The organism is Campylobacter concisus, assembly GCF_002913545.1.
Classification (GTDB): Bacteria; Campylobacterota; Campylobacteria; order Campylobacterales; family Campylobacteraceae; genus Campylobacter_A; species Campylobacter_A concisus_AV.
Genome location: NZ_PPBR01000090.1, coordinates 45,275 through 60,492, shown reverse-complemented (window position 1 = coordinate 60,492; position 15,218 = coordinate 45,275). Strand labels below are relative to the sequence as shown.

Here is a 15,218-nt window from a genome sequence, read left to right as displayed (position 1 = left end):
CTATATTTTAGCACTCTAAAATATTATTAATGCAGATTTAATCAAACAAGGACTATAATTTTATAAAAATAAGTTTAAGTAAAAATATTAGTTTTCCATTGAAATTTGATGTTTATAAAATCTTAAAAGAAAGGAAAAGGGTATGAATAAGCTTAAATTCATCGCTATTTTTGCCTGTTTATTTTCGCTTCATCTCTTTGGTGCCGATATGCCAAAGGGCGATCTAAACGTCACAAAAGTAGTAGTCTCTGATGAGCTAAGAGCCAAATATAAGATCAAACCTCATCACGAACATCTAAGCTTTGACTGCGTTGATTGTCACCAAAACCAGGGCGATGATCCTAGCAAATTTAAAGCGATCGGCGACGCTGGCTGCCTATCCTGTCACAAGAGTAAAAAGCTCTTAGCCCAGAGGCTAAAATTTATGGATACTCTAAAGGCAAATCCTCACAACTCTGTTCACGATGGTCCGACTTTGTACTGCGACGAGTGCCACAACGAACACAAACCATCTACAAACATGTGCTCTGAGTGCCATGAACACGAGGTGCCACAATGGATGAACGGAGTAACACCATGAAAATTTCAAAAAAACTACTAGCGCTTATAATCTTCATAAGCGGAATTGTTGGATTTTTAGTCGTTCTGCCAGTTCATTACGCGCTTGATGAGACGAGTGGGGATAAATTCTGCATCGTTTGCCACGAGATGGATCCTATGGTGATCGCCTACAACGACGATATCCACAGCGGCAAGGGCAAAACTGGTATCAAAGCAAGATGTGTGGATTGTCACATACCGCATGACAACATCGCAAAATACGCCCTAACAAAGGCGAAAAATGGCATTTTAGAGGGCTGGGTGCATTTCTTTGGCGATCCTAATGCTATTGACTGGCACAAAAATCTCAAAAACCGCGAGCATTTCGTCTTTGACAACGGCTGCACAAGCTGCCACACAAACGTGATAGATAGTAACAACACTTCAGCGCAAGCTCAAAAGATGCACGCGCACTACAAAAAGCTTCTTGGCAGCGATAAAGAGCTAAAATGTGTAAGCTGCCACTATGACGCAGGTCACGGCGCTGGTTTTAGAAACTACCTTGAGTACTGGAAGCCATCGTATAAAATTTACGATAAAAAGATGATCGAAAAGAGGATCGAAACTAAGCAAAAATTCTTCAAAGATGAGTACAAACCTACAAAAGACGAAGAGGAATTTTTAAAACAAAAGGCTGAAAAAGACGCCAAAAAACCAGCTGGTGGCGGTCTAGCTGGCTAACAAAGAAGCTTTGCTGCTCTTTAAGCGACTTTGAGCAAAATGTCATCCTAAATGCATCGCTTTACCGCTTTGGGTTTAGGATGATGCAGCTAAAAAGCGCTAGCGAAGTCATTAAAGACTTTGAGTGTGGCAACAGATATGATCTGTACGTTTTTGACGTAAAGGCTAGAAATTTAAACCTTGATCTGGTTAAATTTATAAGAGATAGTCAAAACATCACTCCCATTATGCTTTTGCGGGGCGTTAGCATCACTAGCGTTTTTAAGAGGATTTACTACGCTAGGCTTAATGATTTTATCATTAAGCCACTTTGTCCTGAAGAGTTTTTATCTCACGTTTTTAGGCTTTGCAAGGTGCTTTTAGGCTCTAAATTTGAGCTAAAAAATGGCCTTATCTTTGACAAAGACTCTCAGTGTATAAGAAAAGAGGACGAGGTCATCTATCTTGGCAAAAAAGAGAGCCAGCTGCTTGAAATTTTATGCAAAAACTCGCCCCACGTCGTCACCTACGACGAGATAGATCACCACCTATATAAAAACGAAACCTTGTCACAAGACCGCATAAGATCACTAGTGCTGGAGATAAGAGTAAAAATCACAGCCATCTGCCTAAAAACCGTGCGAGGCACTGGATACAAGGTAGAGTGAGGGGGGGGGTTAGTCAAATTTAGATCTTATTTGAGGGCTAAATTTCTATACTTTTGGATCAAATTTGCTTAAATTTGCAAAAGCTCTTGTCTTGTTTGGCTATTTTGACTTCAACGATTTTTCGGGGCAACTTTGATAAATTTGCCTTGCCAAAGCACCGCCTTTTTTCTCTTAGCAGTTTGCCGTATTCGTATATCTCGTCAAATTTCTTACATAAAGCCATATCGTTTTTGCTATAGCAATTTTTGAAATTTGTCAAGCAATAGCCAACTGACCTTTAAAATAGCTTGTGATCGCTAATGATAACGGCTTTTCTGTGTGGATTTGTGGTGCCATTGCACCATCAAAAAAAAATTTGTATAAATTTATAGCAAGAGCTGGCGTTACACCAACTCTCTTATGCTTTTTGTAAGCTCCAGGCTCGCTTCGATCTCGGCGCGCTTTGCCATGACACTTTCTATATTTATGCTTAAATTTAGCCCATTTTCATCGCCAAATTTCTTTAGCTCGCACCAAATTTCTTTGATGATCTCGCAGCTACTAGCTAGGTAGTCAGAGCTTAAATTTAGCCTCTCCTCAACCGAGCTTGGCACGCTCACTCCGAGCCATTTGATAAATTCAAGCGTTTTTGCATTGCCTGCTGTGCTAAATGTAAGAAATATCGGCTCGCTTATCTTTGCAGCCGCGCAATCTTCTAAAAATTTACACGCTAGCTGTGCGTCAAAGATCGCCTGCGATATGAAAAACTTCGCCCCAGCTGCGATCTTTTCACGCATCCTTTGTGGCTCATCGCCCTTTTTGCCGTGGCGCTCTGCGATACAGATGCCGCCCAATGCTAACTCTTTAAATTCACTAGCTATCTCGTAAGCGCGAGCTAAATTTAGCCTTACTTTTTGCGTGCTAGAAGTTGCCCCCACTAGCACGTTTAAATTTGAGCTTTGAGCCTTAAGTGCTGCGCGAAATTCATCCTCGCCGTATCCGCTAGCCACGCGGTAAAATATACTAGGTGTTGCGACGTTTAGGTACTTTTTGTAGTAAATTTCTGGGCTTAGCGTCCCACTAAACTCAAATGTCCTCTCGCTATCATTTCGCTCGCTCTCGTCTTGCACCTCGTAAAGCACGAGCCCATCGGCCTTGATATCATTTATCCGCCCGCTCCAGCGCTCTGAGATCTCACGCAGCTTTGCCTCTTCAAATTCAGCTTTTGGCGGCGTGAGTCCATATAGCACGAGCCCTTTTTCTTTATTTAAAATTTTCTCTTTTAGCATTTTTCTTAACTTTGATTTTAAATTTGCAGGATTAGCGTCTAGAAGAGCCTAGACGCTAAAAATTTGTATTATAGACCTCTTACGATCTTGACGGCTTCTACCATGTTTTTAAGGCTTGGCTCGACCTCTTCCCATTTTCTAGTTTTTAGGCCGCAGTCTGGGTTGATCCAGAGTTGCTCTTTTGGCAAGACTTCAAGCAGAGCTTTGATCTGAGCGACGATCTCCTCGACACTTGGCACGCGCGGGCTGTGGATGTCGTATACGCCAGGTCCGACCTCTTGTTTGTAGCCAACGGCTTTGAAAATTTTAAGTAGCTCGTTGCCACTTCTTGCAGTCTCGATACTGATGACATCAGCGTCCATTGCCTCGATAGTCTTAATAATATCGTTAAATTCAGAGTAGCACATATGCGTGTGGATCTGAGTTTTTGCCTCTGCTGAGCTTACTGAAAGCTTGAAGCAATCAACCGCAAATTTCTCATAAGCTGGGATATTTTCAGCTCTTAGCGGATAGCCCTCTTTAAACGCTGCCTCATCGACTTGGATCACTCTGATACCCGCATTTTGAAGGTCCGCGATCTCGTCGTAGATACAAAGTGCAAGCTGTTTTGCTACCTCGCTTCTTGGAAGATCGTCACGCACAAAGCTCCAGTTTAGCATAGTCACAGGACCTGTTAGCATGCCCTTCATTACGTGTTTTGTGATACTTTGAGCGTATTTCATCCACTTAACAGTCATCGGCTCTGGGCGGCTTACGTCACCAAAGAGAAGTGGTGGCTTGACGCAGCGGCTGCCGTAGCTTTGTACCCAGCCATTTTGGCTAAATGCATATCCGCTGATCTGCTCGCCAAAGTACTCAACCATGTCATTTCTCTCTGGCTCGCCGTGTACTAGCACGTCTAGGCCGATATCTTCTTGAAATTTCACGCAGTGATCGATATATTTTTTGATGCCAGCTTCATAAGCGGCCGCGTCGATCTCGCCTTTTTTGAAATTTTGGCGAAGTACGCGAAGATCAACCGTTTGAGGGAAGCTACCTATCGTTGTTGTTGGCAAGATGCCGTATTTTAGCGTTTCGCGTTGAATTTTGATGCGGTCTTCAAATTTCTCGTCACGCTCAAATTTGCTTAAATTTTTGATACGTTTTTGAACGCTTTCAGAGTGGATGAGCTTTGAAGTGGCGCGAGTTTTAACTGCATTTTTGTTCTCTTCGTAAATTTTTGTTTCGCTCTCATCAAGCTTCTCACCATTTGCTAGTTTTGTGATGATCTTGATCTCATCAAGCTTCTCAACCGCAAAGCTTAGCCAGCTTTTGATCTCTGGGTTTAAATTTTCTTCATATTTTAGAGTGTATGGCACGTGAAGAAGCGAGCATGAAGTGCCGATATAAAAGTCTTTGCCGCCTATTTTTTCTGAAATTTCACGAACAAGTTTTACCTTATCATCGATGTTGCTTTTCCAGATATTTCTGCCGTCGATCACACCTGCAAATAGCGTCAAATGGCTGTTTTTGATAGTCTCAAGTGCCTCGAAATTTCTCTTGCCGTGGATGAAGTCAAGTGCGATGCCGTAAATTTTAGTTTTAGCCACTTCGCTAACTGCCTTGATCGCATGCTCAAAATATGTCGCAAACACGATCTTGATGTTGTTTGCGACGCCTGTTAGCTCGTTATAAACCTTTGTGATAAGTGGCAAAAGATCGCTTTCGTTTTTGTCTGTTACAAAGATCGGCTCGTCAAACTGCACTAAAATTTCATCATCAAGCTTAGAAATTTGCTCAAGTAGCTTTTTGTATTCGCCTACAATTGCGTCAAGATGCTTAAATGGGCAGCTGCCGTCAGTCGTCTTTGAAAGAGCCAAGAACGTGATAGGGCCGATCAAATTTACCTTGCCTTTTACGCCGTTAGCCTTCGCCTCTTTGTATTCATTTAAAATTTTGTCCGCTTTTAGGCTAAATTTGCTCTCGCTGCTAAGCTCTGGCACGATGTAGTGGTAGTTTGTGTTAAACCACTTTGTCATCTCCATCGCAACGCCATTTTTATTGCCTCTTGAGCAAGCAAAATATTGCTCCAAGCCGCTTAAATTTGCAAATCTTGGAGGCGTAGCGCCAAAAGCGATGATGTTATCAAGCATTAGGTCATAAAATGAAAAATCATTAACGCTAATAGCCGAAATGCCAGCGTCTTGTTGATATTTCCAGTGTCTTTGACGAAGCGTCTTTGCAGTCTCTTGCAAATTCTCTTCACTAAAGCCCTCTTTACCAGCCCAAAAGCCCTCTAATGCGCGCTTTAACTCTCTTTTCTCTCCGATTCTTGGAAAACCTAAAACATAATTTTTTATCATTTTTATCCTTTTTAAATTTAAATTTGCAGACGAAAATTCGCTCTGCGGACTACTATAAAACTGTGCCATGCACAGCAACCTTGAATATTTTTATACAGGTACAAGGGGGCTAGAATTACGAAACCGCCCCCTTATCCCTGCGACCCAAACCCCCAGCACGTTCAATGTTGTTGTGCTGCGCACAAGTCTGGATTACCCCACATGTGGTGGATGACACCCACTTCTTCTTAAACTAAAGTAAAATTTATAAAAAACCTTACTAAAAAGGTCCTTGCCAAATTTCAGGCATTGCTTAGCTTTGCTATTAAAAATGCAGTTACAATGCAGCGGACCTGCTAGCAAAAATGGATTTATCTCAATGTGAAAAAATGTAAAATCATTTAAAAATTTGCGTGTTTTTTGAAAATCGCTGATATGTTTTTTGCCGAGATTAACGAGCTTTATGCATGGGACAAGGCATCAGCGTTTTTCCTTTGTAGTGAATTTTTGCCGCATTATAAACGCTCTTTGCCAAATTTTTGTTTAAATTTGGGCGCTACTAAATTTCACGCCCAAAACTTTTAGTCTTTTTTGCCTTTATTTAGAGATTTTAGCTTAGCATCCATATCAGCTGTAAGCATAGTAAAGACTTTGTTTGTAAGCTCCTGGGTTAAATCCTTAGCCTCTTGCATAGTCTTTTGGCTAAATTCATTTAAGAGTTTGTCTGCTTTTTTCTTATCTTTTTTGTAAAGTTTGACGTACTCATCTTCAAATTTAGCCTGTTTTACCGCCAACTCTTTTTCAAATTTAGCGTAAGCCTCTTTAACCACTGGCGAATACTTCTCATAATCAGTCATCACAAGGGTTTGAAGCTTTCTATAAACCCAGTAAATCGAAGTATCATCAGCGTCATAAGAGCCATCAGAGTAGCCTTTTATAAAGCCATCAAGCCCCTCGTAATACGGCAAATAAACGCTAAGATCAGCCATGCCAAGAGCTACGTAGGTCACGCGGCCGATCTCTTTTGGTAGCCATGGGCGCACCTGCATGACGTGAGACTCGTATGTTCTAAAGACGCTTATAGCGCGGTAGATGTTTTTCTTATCTTCGTCTTTACTAGCGTAGTTATCAAACGCAGTGCCGTTGTAGTGGGCTCTCATCGCAGCTTTTAGGTCTTCAACGCTTAGTTTTTTCTCTGGTTTTAAAAATACTGGAAATTTCTGACCGTCAGCAAAGTCTTGTTTTAGACTTGGGTTAAACATGCTTTGAACCCAGCAAACACGTGGGTAGTTGTAAGTCACATCTCTCTCATCATCCCTTGTATAGGCCTTTGTGAAGTTAAATTCGCCGTCTTTTGCAGGGTCATAAGTCTTGTTGTCGATCGCAAATTTGATGACATCTTTTGCGCCCATGAAATTTGGATCATTCTCTTTATAAGCGTGAAGTCTGCCTTGGTTTGCAGTGACAAAATACTCATCTTGTGGGATCTTTGAAGCGATCCATTTATGGCCTGTGCCAGTTTCAAAGTACCAAAGCTCATTTGCATCGATAAATACCACGCCAAAGCCCTCTCCAGCGCCTTTTGTCTCCACTATCTCGCCAAGAAGCTTAACGCCCTCTTTTGCACTCTTCATACGTGGCAAAAGCACGTCTGGGATGTCATCTTCTGTGATGCCGGTCTCTTCGTTGTATGGATCAACTTTTAAAAGCTCATCTTTTGCATAGATGGTCTCAGTGCCACTAAGTCCTACGCCAGCCTCGTTGTAGCCGACTGCTCCGTGAAGTTTTGTGTGTGAGTTTGCGATAGTTGTGTATCTCATGCCATCTTTTGGGAGCGGATATGTAAAGTCATTTGCGCCGTCATGTGCCTTTGAGCTGTGCATGCCAGTTTGGTTTTTCGTAGCTGGATGTATCAAAAAGACTTGTGCCTTTATAGCCTTGCTATCAGCGCTTCTAGCCACTAACATAGAGCCATCGTTTGAAGCTTTATCTCCTACTAAAATGGTAGTGCATGCCAAGCTACTTGTGCCTAAAATCGCACTCATAGCGACGATTGATGCGAGAATTTTCCCTTTCATTTTTACTCCTTTAGTAAAATAATTTTCTTATATGTGATTATATGCCAAATTTAATAATTTAATTCTAAATTTTAAAATTTTTTTAAGTTAAATGTAAATTTATTGCAAATTTTGTCTAAGTGAAATTTAAATTTTCTAAAGGATTTTTCGCTATAATCCAAATCTTACGCACTTGCGTATAAAATTTCAAAAAGGATTAGCATGCCAAAGATGAAAACCGTTCGCGGTGCTGCTAAGCGCTTTAAAGTAGGTAAAAATAAGATAAAAAGAGGCTCTGCTTTTAGAAGCCACATCTTAACAAAAAAACCTACTAAGCGTATGAGAGATTTGCGTGGCCCAAAATACGTGGACAGCACAAATGTCCCAGCCGTTCGCAAAATGCTCGGCGTATAAGCAGCGTAGATTTAAGTTTTTGACAAAAAGTCATTCAAACTCCCCCAAATTTAGGGGCAAGACTCACTTTGTGAGCGCCAATTTGTAAAAGGATAAATATGGCAAGAGTAAAAACAGGCGTAGTTAGAAGAAGACGCCATAAGAAAGTTTTAAAGCTAGCACGTGGCTTTTTCAGTGCTAGACATAAACACTTTAGAAAAGCTAAAGAGCAACTAGAGAGAAGTTTAGTTTATGCATACCGCGACAGACGCCAGAAAAAACGTGATTTCAGACGTTTATGGATCGTTCGTATCAACGCAGCTTGCAGACTAAACGACATTAGCTATTCAAGATTTATCAACGGCTTAAACAAAGCTAATATAGAACTTGATAGAAAAATTTTAGCTGATCTAGCTATGAATGACGCGAAGGCATTTGCGGCACTTGCAAAACAAGCAAAAGATGCTTTGAAATAACACCTTTTCTCCGCTTCGGCGGGGATCTTCTTTTTTATACACTTTTAAATTTTAATAACAAAAACTATATAAACTCTTTGTTTTAATTTACTACCCGCGACTTTTACAAACTACTAGCCAAATCTAACTACCAGCAGCCAAAATAGCTAAATTTCGATACTCGTATCAAAGCAGTGTTTAACCGCTCCACTAAATAAGATTTTGCCGTTTTCTAGCCTAAGGCCAAGCTCTTCGCCGCTTTTTGGATAGACTTTTAGACATTGCGCTGCGTTTAAATTTAAAGTAGCGCCGTAAAAGCAAGCCGCCATGCCAGTGCCACAAGCTAGCGTCTCGTCCTCCACGCCCCTTTCATAGGTTCTCACCCTTAAAACTCCGCCATCAAATTTGGCTAAATTTACATTTGCATTGTATTTTTGACGAAGCGCCCTGCACTCTTTGACGTCAAATTCATCTAAATTTTGTGTGAAATTTACAAGGTGAGGCACGCCTGTGTCGTAAAAGTACCAAGTTTTGCCACCTTCATTTAGCGGTTCGCTTAAGATTTTTGGACTTGTTAGCACAACCTCGACGCACTCATCTTTCACGCTTGCCATCACCTCGCCGCTACCAGTTAGCAGAGCAAATTCGCTTGAACTCACAAGGCCGTTTAGATAGGCATATCTAGCAGCCGCGCGAGAGCCGTTGCCACACATCGCAGCGTAGCTTCCGTCGCTGTTGTAAAACTCCCATTTCACGCCCTTTTCGTAAGGCAAAAGTACGATGAGCCCGTCAGCTCCCACGCCGTTTGTTCGGCTACAAATTTGCCTTGCAAGCTCACTCCTATCTTTGCTCAAAAATGTGTGAAATATGACAAAATCATTGCCGCTAGCGTTGTACTTTGAGACTTGCATGAGCCATCCTTCTTTTTTTTGCTTGATTTTACTAAAATTTAGATAAGAGTTATTAGTTATTTTAAAGGAGCCACTTTGAAGAGCTACATCTTAAATTTAGAAAAAGAGTTTTCTTTGATAGAAAATGGCTTTAAAGAGCAAGAAAAAAGGGCTTTGGCTGACTATAAAGCAAAGGGAGCTGCGCACTGCAAAGAGCTTGCATACCTAGCATACGGCTCGAAGCTCTATCAAGTGCGGATGTATGCGGTTTTTCTCTTTGGGCACCTATCAGATAGTGAAGAAATTTTGACGTTTATGAGAGATGAAATTTCAAAAGATGAAAACTGGAGGGTTCAAGAGGTGCTAGCAAAGGCGTTTGACGAGTTTTGCAAGAAAATTGGCTACGAGCAGGCACTTTTAACGATCGATGAGTGGCTAAAAAATGGCAACGAAAATGCAAAAAGAGCCGTAACAGAGGGGCTTAGGATATGGACAAATAGGCCCTATTTTAAAGATAACCCAGATGAGGCGATTAGGCGCCTAGCCAGCCTAAAAGAAGACGAGAGCGAGTATCTTAGAAAGTCGGTTGGTAACGCAATAAAAGATATAAGCAAGAAATTTCCAAATTTAGTAAAAGCCGAGCTTGAAAGCTGGGATTTGGGTAGTAAAGAGAGCTTGCAAACATATAAATTTGCTAGTAAATTTATCAAGAAATAGCGCAAATTTGCTTTAGAAATTTCTCTAACTCGAGCTTTAAATGCTCCATGTTGCCGCTATTATCGATAACAAATTTTGCCATTTTTTTCTTTTGCTCGATGTCCATCTGAAGCTCTACTCTAGCTTTTGCCTCATTTAAGCTTAGCCCATTTCGGCTCATTAGACGGCTTAGTAAAATCTCTTTTGGCGCGTAGATCACGGCTACATTTTTAAACTCGCTGTAGCGCTCCTTTTTTTCAAAAAACAAAGGGATATCGACAAAATAAACTTGCCCCAAGCGCTCAAGCTGCGAAGCTTTGAAAAAAATTTCAGCCTTTATCTTTGGATGTAAAATCTGCTCTAAATTTTTAAGCTTTTTTGGATCGTTAAAGACGATGGCACCCAGTTTTTTGCGATCTATCTTACCAGTCTCATCTAAAATTTGCTCGCCAAAAGCTTCTACTATCTCGCCTTTGCAAATTTCAAGCTGCTCGTGTGCGATCACGTCTGCGTCGATCACGCTAAAACCTCGCTCTTTTAGTAAATTTACAACCGTGCTTTTGCCGCTAGCGATCGAGCCTGTGATGACATAGGCGTTTGGAAAATTCTGCAAACTCGCTCCATTTTTGAAAATTGATAACAATTTTAGCAACTTTTGGCTAAAGTTTTAAAAAATAACCAAAAGGGTGAAAATGATAAGTTATAAAGATGCCGGAGTCGATATAGATGCTGGAAACAGCTTTGTTGAGGCGATCAAGCCTTTCGTAAAATCTACGCAAACACCAAACGTCATAGGCGGCATCGGATCATTTTCAGGTGCGGTCAGACTGCCAAGCGGATATAAAAATCCAGCCATTTTAGGTGCGACCGACGGCGTTGGCACGAAGCTTCGCCTAGCTATCGACGCTAAGAAATTTGACGGCGTGGGCGAGGATCTAGTCGCTATGTGCGTAAATGACCTCATCTGCAACTTCGCCACACCACTCTTTTTCCTCGACTACTACGCGACTGCAAAGCTTGAGATAGAGAGTGCCAAAGAGGTAGTAAAAAGCATCGCAAATGGCTGCAAAAAGGCGCAGTGCGCGCTGATCGGCGGTGAGACAGCTGAGATGCCATCGATGTATGAAAAGGGCGACTTTGACCTTGCTGGATTTGCCGTGGGTATCGCCGAGGCTGACGAGATCGATAGGAGTAAATTTGTAAAATCTGGCGACGTTTTAGTCGCACTTCCAAGTAGCGGCCTGCACTCAAATGGCTTCTCTCTTGCAAGAAAAGTGGTAAGCGAGCTTGGGCTAAAATTTGATGAAAAAGTGGGCGATAAAAAACTTATCGACGTGCTTCTTGAGCCAACTAGAATTTACGTGAGCGACTTTTTAAACTTAAAAGATAAGATCACAGCGATGGCGCATATAACGGGTGGCGGCATAGTTGAAAACTTGCCTCGCGTCTTTCCTGCTGGACTTGGCGCGAAGGTGCAAAAAAGCGCTATAAAAACGCCTGAAATTTTTAAAATCCTAGCTCAAAAGGTAGAAGATAGCGAGATGATGAGGACATTTAACATGGGCGTTGGCATGATCCTTGTTGTGCCTAAAGAAAACGTAGATGCTGTGCTAGAAAATAGCGATGGCTACGTGATCGGCGAAGTGGTAAGTGGCAAAGGCGTTGAGCTAGTTTGATGCAAGAATTTAGCAAAAAACGCCTGCTAAGATCAAAAATCTTAGTGTTTTTATAGGCTGTTTTGGCGTGCTAAAAGGCGAGATAAAAAAGCTAGATATTTATAAGCACTGGTGCGAGGTCTCGCGCACCTCTACTATGCTTTGCGTCACGCATGATAACGGCGAGAAATTTAGCCGAATTTTTATAAATACAGGAAAGTAACTTGTCAAAGCAAAAGGCAAAAATCGCACCGATCTGGGCTAGAGTAAAGGCTTCTATCATCGATCTTTTCATCATCGGTATGCCGATATTTTACATCAGCACATATCTCGTTCTTGGCAGTAAAGAGGCCTTTTTAAACAACCAGCTTGCGATCTTTGGCGTGAATAGCCTCATCTCATTTATAATGTGCCTATTTTTTAGCATAAAGGCACAAACTCCGGGCTACAAAGCGCAAGAAATTTATCTCATAAATTTACAAACTGGTAAAAAGCTAAGCCTTCTTCACGCGATCTTGCGTCAAATTTGCTTTGCATTTGCTGGCTTTAGTATCATCGGACTTTGCCTTTGCTTTTTTAGAAAAGACAAGCTAAATTTACACGACATAATAACCCACTCAGCCGCCGTGCAAAAAGCAGCTTAAATTTATTTCACTCCGTGCCAAAGTAGGCGGTTTTTGCCTAGTTTTGTGTCGATACTCTCTTTTATGACCTTACAAATATACTCTTTAAAAAGCCCTATGGCTTACTTTAGGCTCTTGTCCTTTGCAGGGTAGCAAGCAAGCACCACTAAGAAGCTACAAAACGGGCTAATCTATGCGCTTAATTATTTTTATTTTGTAGCATCCTGCTTTTAAATTTTATGGTTAGCCCAAGGTCTATATCGTTTTATCGCAAAATAATGCACATTTATCAATGTAAATTTAGCTGATGAATTGTTGTTTCAAATTTTTGGTCACGAATCGCCCAAACTAGCGAGATAAATAGAGAAAATCAAGGTAAAAAACGAGAAAATTTAGCTACAAGCCACGAAAATTTTTGATTAAATTTGAGTGAAATTTAAGCACTTTGCGAGTAGAGTTTGACCTCGTTTATCAAAAACTCATATACCCTTTGCTGCACTAAAATTTCCTCCTCGCAGCCACTCATCAAGCGGCGAAGGTGCGAAAAGTCTATCTTTTTAGCATATCTTTTGTGATCTTTCATATCTTTATCTATGCTTAAAAGAAGCGTGTCAAGCGTGATCCTATCGTTTTTCTTAACCCTTGCCACGTACTCTCTAACGGTTTGGATTAAGAAGTCTTTTCTAGTTTGATCGTTTTCATAAATTTCATTTACGATGTCATTTAAAATGGAAAAATCATCCTCATCTGGGTCAAATTTAGCCGAGATAATCGCGGCAAAAATTTTGGCACGAAACTCTAAAGACTTGTGATGATAGACAAAAAAATCTCTAAAGGCCGATAAAAAACGAAGTTTGATCTTTCCTGACATTGCCCTACTTTTGGTGAAATTTATGTGAGATTATATACTTTTAAAGCTAAATTTTTAAAAATGTAACTATAAAACTAAATTTAAGTATAGTTTTTGTATGATTGCAAAGCTCCTTCTTAGACCTGTGCAATGCTTTTTATGAGCACCGCTTCAGGGTGGGAACACAGCAGAGCACTTGTATTAAGTGTGTGCCGCAGTCATCTGAGAGGGGGTCTTTCTAAACCAAAATGCTCATTAAAATCATCGCAAATTTCTAAAAAATCCACTCCATCGATCTTAGGTTTTTCGCTAAAAAATTTATACATATTATTAAAGCCGTCAGTTAGCTCTTTTGACTTGACGCCGTAGCTTATAGAAATTCCAGCTTCGATGTAGGCTGAGAGCTTATCACAGTATTTTAGCGCTTTGCCATCGATCGGGTTAAATTTATCCTCATTTACGTTCTCCATAGTCCCTTCGTGGCAGATGATCTTGCGCTCATAAGTCCTATTTTCAAACTCATCTTTGATAAATTTCTCGCCATCTTTTCTGATACCAAGGATGTAACTAAACTCATCTTTGATCTTTTCAGGCACAAATGGCAAAATCCTCTCATCAATAAGCCTCATCTCATACTCGCTGATGATCTCATTTAGCCCCTTTACGCCGTATTTTACAGGGCTTATGATATCCCTTGTGAGGCTCTCTGGCAAGTCGTGAAATAGTGCGCAAAAGAAGTTATTTTCTAGCCGTTTTTTACAAGCTTTTGCTTTTAGTGAGTAAAAGTAGCTAAGTATCGCAACAACTAGCATATGTCCTAAGACCGCAGTTTCAGGGATGCGAGGCGTTTGCGCCCAGCGCTTTTGAAACCTTAGCCTGCCACTTAGATCTACAAGGCGGGCTAATTTTTGATTCATAGCGATCTTTCTAACACCAATTAGCTCGTAATAATCCTCCATCTCCTCCTCGACCTTCGCCTTAAGCTCGTCGATGTCGCTTAAAAACTGGCTTGTTTGATAGACGATAGAAAATTCCCACCTCGTGGCAAGATAGCTGGCTGCTTTTAGTATAAGGCGCTCTTTTTCGTGAGTTTTGTCGTTTTTATAGTGGTTTTTAAACCTCTCCAAAAACTCGCCGCCCTCGATATCTGAGATGAGCGTCTCAAGGTTGCTTAAAACCCAGCTATTTATCTGATCTTTTTTTATCTTTTGGATGTGGTGAAAGACGTCAGGGCGTATGTCTGTGACTACAACCCTGCTTAAAAACTCAAAAATCCCAGCCTCGATGATGTAGTTCATGTCGGCATTTTGCTCTTGTTTTGCTATGAAATAAGCGATGATAAATTTATGAGCCTGTTTGTCAAGCTCGACTAAATTTGTCATCTTTGGATAGTCGTTCCAACGTGATATAGATGCTGCTTTAAAGATATGTTCTATAAGCTTAGCACTTATCATTATTTATCCTTTTTGACTACTTTTGGCTTCTTATCATCGGCGTAGCTTATCTTTCTAAAGCCCTCTTTGTTTGAGCTTCTTCTTGGCTTGTCATCTTTTTTAAATTTATCATCTCTGCTGCCTCTGCTGCTAGCGCGATCGCTTGTGCCACGCCTCTCACGCGGCTTGTCGCTAAAGCTTCTCTCCCTACTTCTTGGAGCGTATTCTTTCTCTTCAGCTGGCTTTTTTACCACTAGATCAGAGCTGATCTCGATAACTGTATGGACATTTCCACGTGGGTTAAAGTCACCCACTATCTTCATAAATTTTGGCTCAAGTTTTTTCTCTAAAACAGAGTAAATTTCATTTATACTATCTTCATGGCTGATGTTGCGGTTCATAAAGCTATTTATATAAAGCTTTATCGCTTTTAGCTCGACAACTAGCTTATTTGGGATGTACTCTAGGTATATGGTCGCAAAGTCAGGATAACCAGAGCGAGGGCAAAGGCAGCAAAACTCAGGCAGAGTGATCTTTATGACATAGTCCCTTGTTTGCTTATTTTCCCAGACCTCAAGGTCACTCTCTACGTCAAATTCTTTTAAAATTTTCTCGCCATACTTCATCTCTTCGCTCATCTTTTATCCTT

The 15,218-nt window shown here is 40.9% G+C and carries 18 protein-coding genes and 1 other RNA gene; 10 read left to right on the top strand and 9 right to left on the bottom strand.

What is annotated here, in order from left to right; translation table 11 throughout:
• Positions 1-142 precede the first annotated feature (142 nt).
• From CYP05_RS05500 to CYP05_RS05490, 3 genes are all read left to right on the top strand, one after another.
• The gene (locus CYP05_RS05500; RefSeq protein ID WP_004317425.1) at positions 143-580 is read left to right on the top strand and encodes a cytochrome c3 family protein; all 438 of its coding nucleotides are present in this window, start codon (positions 143-145) and stop codon (positions 578-580) included.
• Complete coding sequence (locus tag CYP05_RS05495) at positions 577-1,281, top strand: cytochrome c3 family protein (protein ID WP_004317340.1); 705 nt, start codon at positions 577-579, stop codon at positions 1,279-1,281. Before CYP05_RS05500 ends, CYP05_RS05495 begins: the two co-directional genes overlap by 4 nt.
• A gap of 80 nt (positions 1,282-1,361) precedes the next feature.
• Complete coding sequence (locus CYP05_RS05490; protein ID WP_103642231.1) at positions 1,362-1,928, top strand: response regulator transcription factor; 567 nt, start codon at positions 1,362-1,364, stop codon at positions 1,926-1,928.
• A gap of 58 nt (positions 1,929-1,986) precedes the next feature.
• On the opposite strand, the gene CYP05_RS09970 is transcribed toward CYP05_RS05490, so the two are convergent.
• From CYP05_RS09970 to CYP05_RS05465, 4 genes are all read right to left on the bottom strand, one after another.
• Complete coding sequence (locus CYP05_RS09970; protein WP_181001179.1) at positions 1,987-2,151, bottom strand: hypothetical protein; 165 nt, start codon at positions 2,149-2,151, stop codon at positions 1,987-1,989.
• A gap of 160 nt (positions 2,152-2,311) precedes the next feature.
• On the bottom strand, positions 2,312-3,196 hold the full coding sequence (locus CYP05_RS05480) for a methylenetetrahydrofolate reductase (RefSeq protein ID WP_103642229.1): 885 nt from the start codon (positions 3,194-3,196) through the stop codon (positions 2,312-2,314).
• A gap of 68 nt (positions 3,197-3,264) precedes the next feature.
• Positions 3,265-5,538, bottom strand: coding sequence for a 5-methyltetrahydropteroyltriglutamate--homocysteine S-methyltransferase (gene metE / locus CYP05_RS05475; protein ID WP_103642244.1), 2,274 nt, complete (start codon positions 5,536-5,538; stop codon positions 3,265-3,267).
• A 560-nt stretch (positions 5,539-6,098) separates the two neighbouring features.
• Positions 6,099-7,595 (bottom strand): C69 family dipeptidase, encoded by a 1,497-nt coding sequence (locus CYP05_RS05465; RefSeq protein WP_103642227.1) that lies wholly within the window; start codon positions 7,593-7,595, stop codon positions 6,099-6,101.
• A 201-nt stretch (positions 7,596-7,796) separates the two neighbouring features.
• Between CYP05_RS05465 and rpmI the strand changes: the two genes are divergently transcribed.
• Positions 7,797-7,988 (top strand): 50S ribosomal protein L35, encoded by a 192-nt coding sequence (rpmI, locus tag CYP05_RS05460; RefSeq protein WP_004317422.1) that lies wholly within the window; start codon positions 7,797-7,799, stop codon positions 7,986-7,988.
• A gap of 98 nt (positions 7,989-8,086) precedes the next feature.
• Positions 8,087-8,443 carry a 50S ribosomal protein L20 gene (rplT, locus tag CYP05_RS05455; protein ID WP_009295119.1) on the top strand — a complete coding sequence of 119 codons (357 nt, stop codon included), beginning with the start codon at positions 8,087-8,089 and terminating at the stop codon, positions 8,441-8,443.
• 146 nt (positions 8,444-8,589) lie between these two features.
• Here the strand turns inward: rplT and dapF are convergent, their stop codons facing one another.
• On the bottom strand, positions 8,590-9,333 hold the full coding sequence (gene dapF, locus CYP05_RS05450) for a diaminopimelate epimerase (protein WP_103642226.1): 744 nt from the start codon (positions 9,331-9,333) through the stop codon (positions 8,590-8,592).
• 75 nt (positions 9,334-9,408) lie between these two features.
• Between dapF and CYP05_RS05445 the strand changes: the two genes are divergently transcribed.
• Positions 9,409-10,029, top strand: a complete 621-nt coding sequence (locus CYP05_RS05445) for a DNA alkylation repair protein (protein ID WP_103642225.1) — start codon at positions 9,409-9,411, stop codon at positions 10,027-10,029.
• On the opposite strand, the gene coaE is transcribed toward CYP05_RS05445, so the two are convergent.
• A complete protein-coding gene (coaE, locus tag CYP05_RS05440) occupies positions 10,019-10,621 on the bottom strand; it encodes a dephospho-CoA kinase (RefSeq protein WP_103642224.1) in 603 nt (200 codons plus the stop codon). The two genes, CYP05_RS05445 and coaE, sit on opposite strands and share 11 nt — an antisense overlap.
• Positions 10,622-10,700: 79 nt before the next feature.
• On the opposite strand from coaE, the gene purM reads away from it, so the two are divergent.
• From purM to CYP05_RS05430, 3 genes are all read left to right on the top strand, one after another.
• Positions 10,701-11,684: a phosphoribosylformylglycinamidine cyclo-ligase gene (gene purM / locus CYP05_RS05435; RefSeq protein WP_103642223.1), complete on the top strand. Its 984-nt coding sequence runs from the start codon at positions 10,701-10,703 to the stop codon at positions 11,682-11,684.
• Positions 11,685-11,751: 67 nt separating this feature from the next.
• The gene (locus tag CYP05_RS10155) at positions 11,752-11,886 is read left to right on the top strand and encodes a hypothetical protein (protein WP_258031524.1); all 135 of its coding nucleotides are present in this window, start codon (positions 11,752-11,754) and stop codon (positions 11,884-11,886) included.
• A gap of 1 nt (position 11,887) precedes the next feature.
• Positions 11,888-12,307 (top strand): RDD family protein, encoded by a 420-nt coding sequence (locus CYP05_RS05430; protein ID WP_103642222.1) that lies wholly within the window; start codon positions 11,888-11,890, stop codon positions 12,305-12,307.
• A gap of 415 nt (positions 12,308-12,722) precedes the next feature.
• On the opposite strand, the gene CYP05_RS05420 is transcribed toward CYP05_RS05430, so the two are convergent.
• Complete coding sequence (locus CYP05_RS05420; protein ID WP_103595911.1) at positions 12,723-13,157, bottom strand: hypothetical protein; 435 nt, start codon at positions 13,155-13,157, stop codon at positions 12,723-12,725.
• 113 nt (positions 13,158-13,270) lie between these two features.
• Here CYP05_RS05420 and ffs point away from each other — a divergent pair.
• An RNA gene (ffs, locus tag CYP05_RS05415) (signal recognition particle sRNA small type) lies at positions 13,271-13,368 on the top strand.
• On the opposite strand, the gene CYP05_RS05410 is transcribed toward ffs, so the two are convergent.
• Positions 13,355-14,590, bottom strand: a complete 1,236-nt coding sequence (locus CYP05_RS05410; RefSeq protein WP_103642221.1) for an HD domain-containing protein — start codon at positions 14,588-14,590, stop codon at positions 13,355-13,357. The two genes, ffs and CYP05_RS05410, sit on opposite strands and share 14 nt — an antisense overlap.
• Entirely contained in the window at positions 14,590-15,207 is a 618-nt protein-coding gene (queF, locus tag CYP05_RS05405; RefSeq protein ID WP_258031523.1) for a preQ(1) synthase, read from the bottom strand. The genes CYP05_RS05410 and queF overlap by 1 nt, the downstream gene beginning before the upstream one ends.
• Positions 15,208-15,218 lie beyond the last annotated feature (11 nt).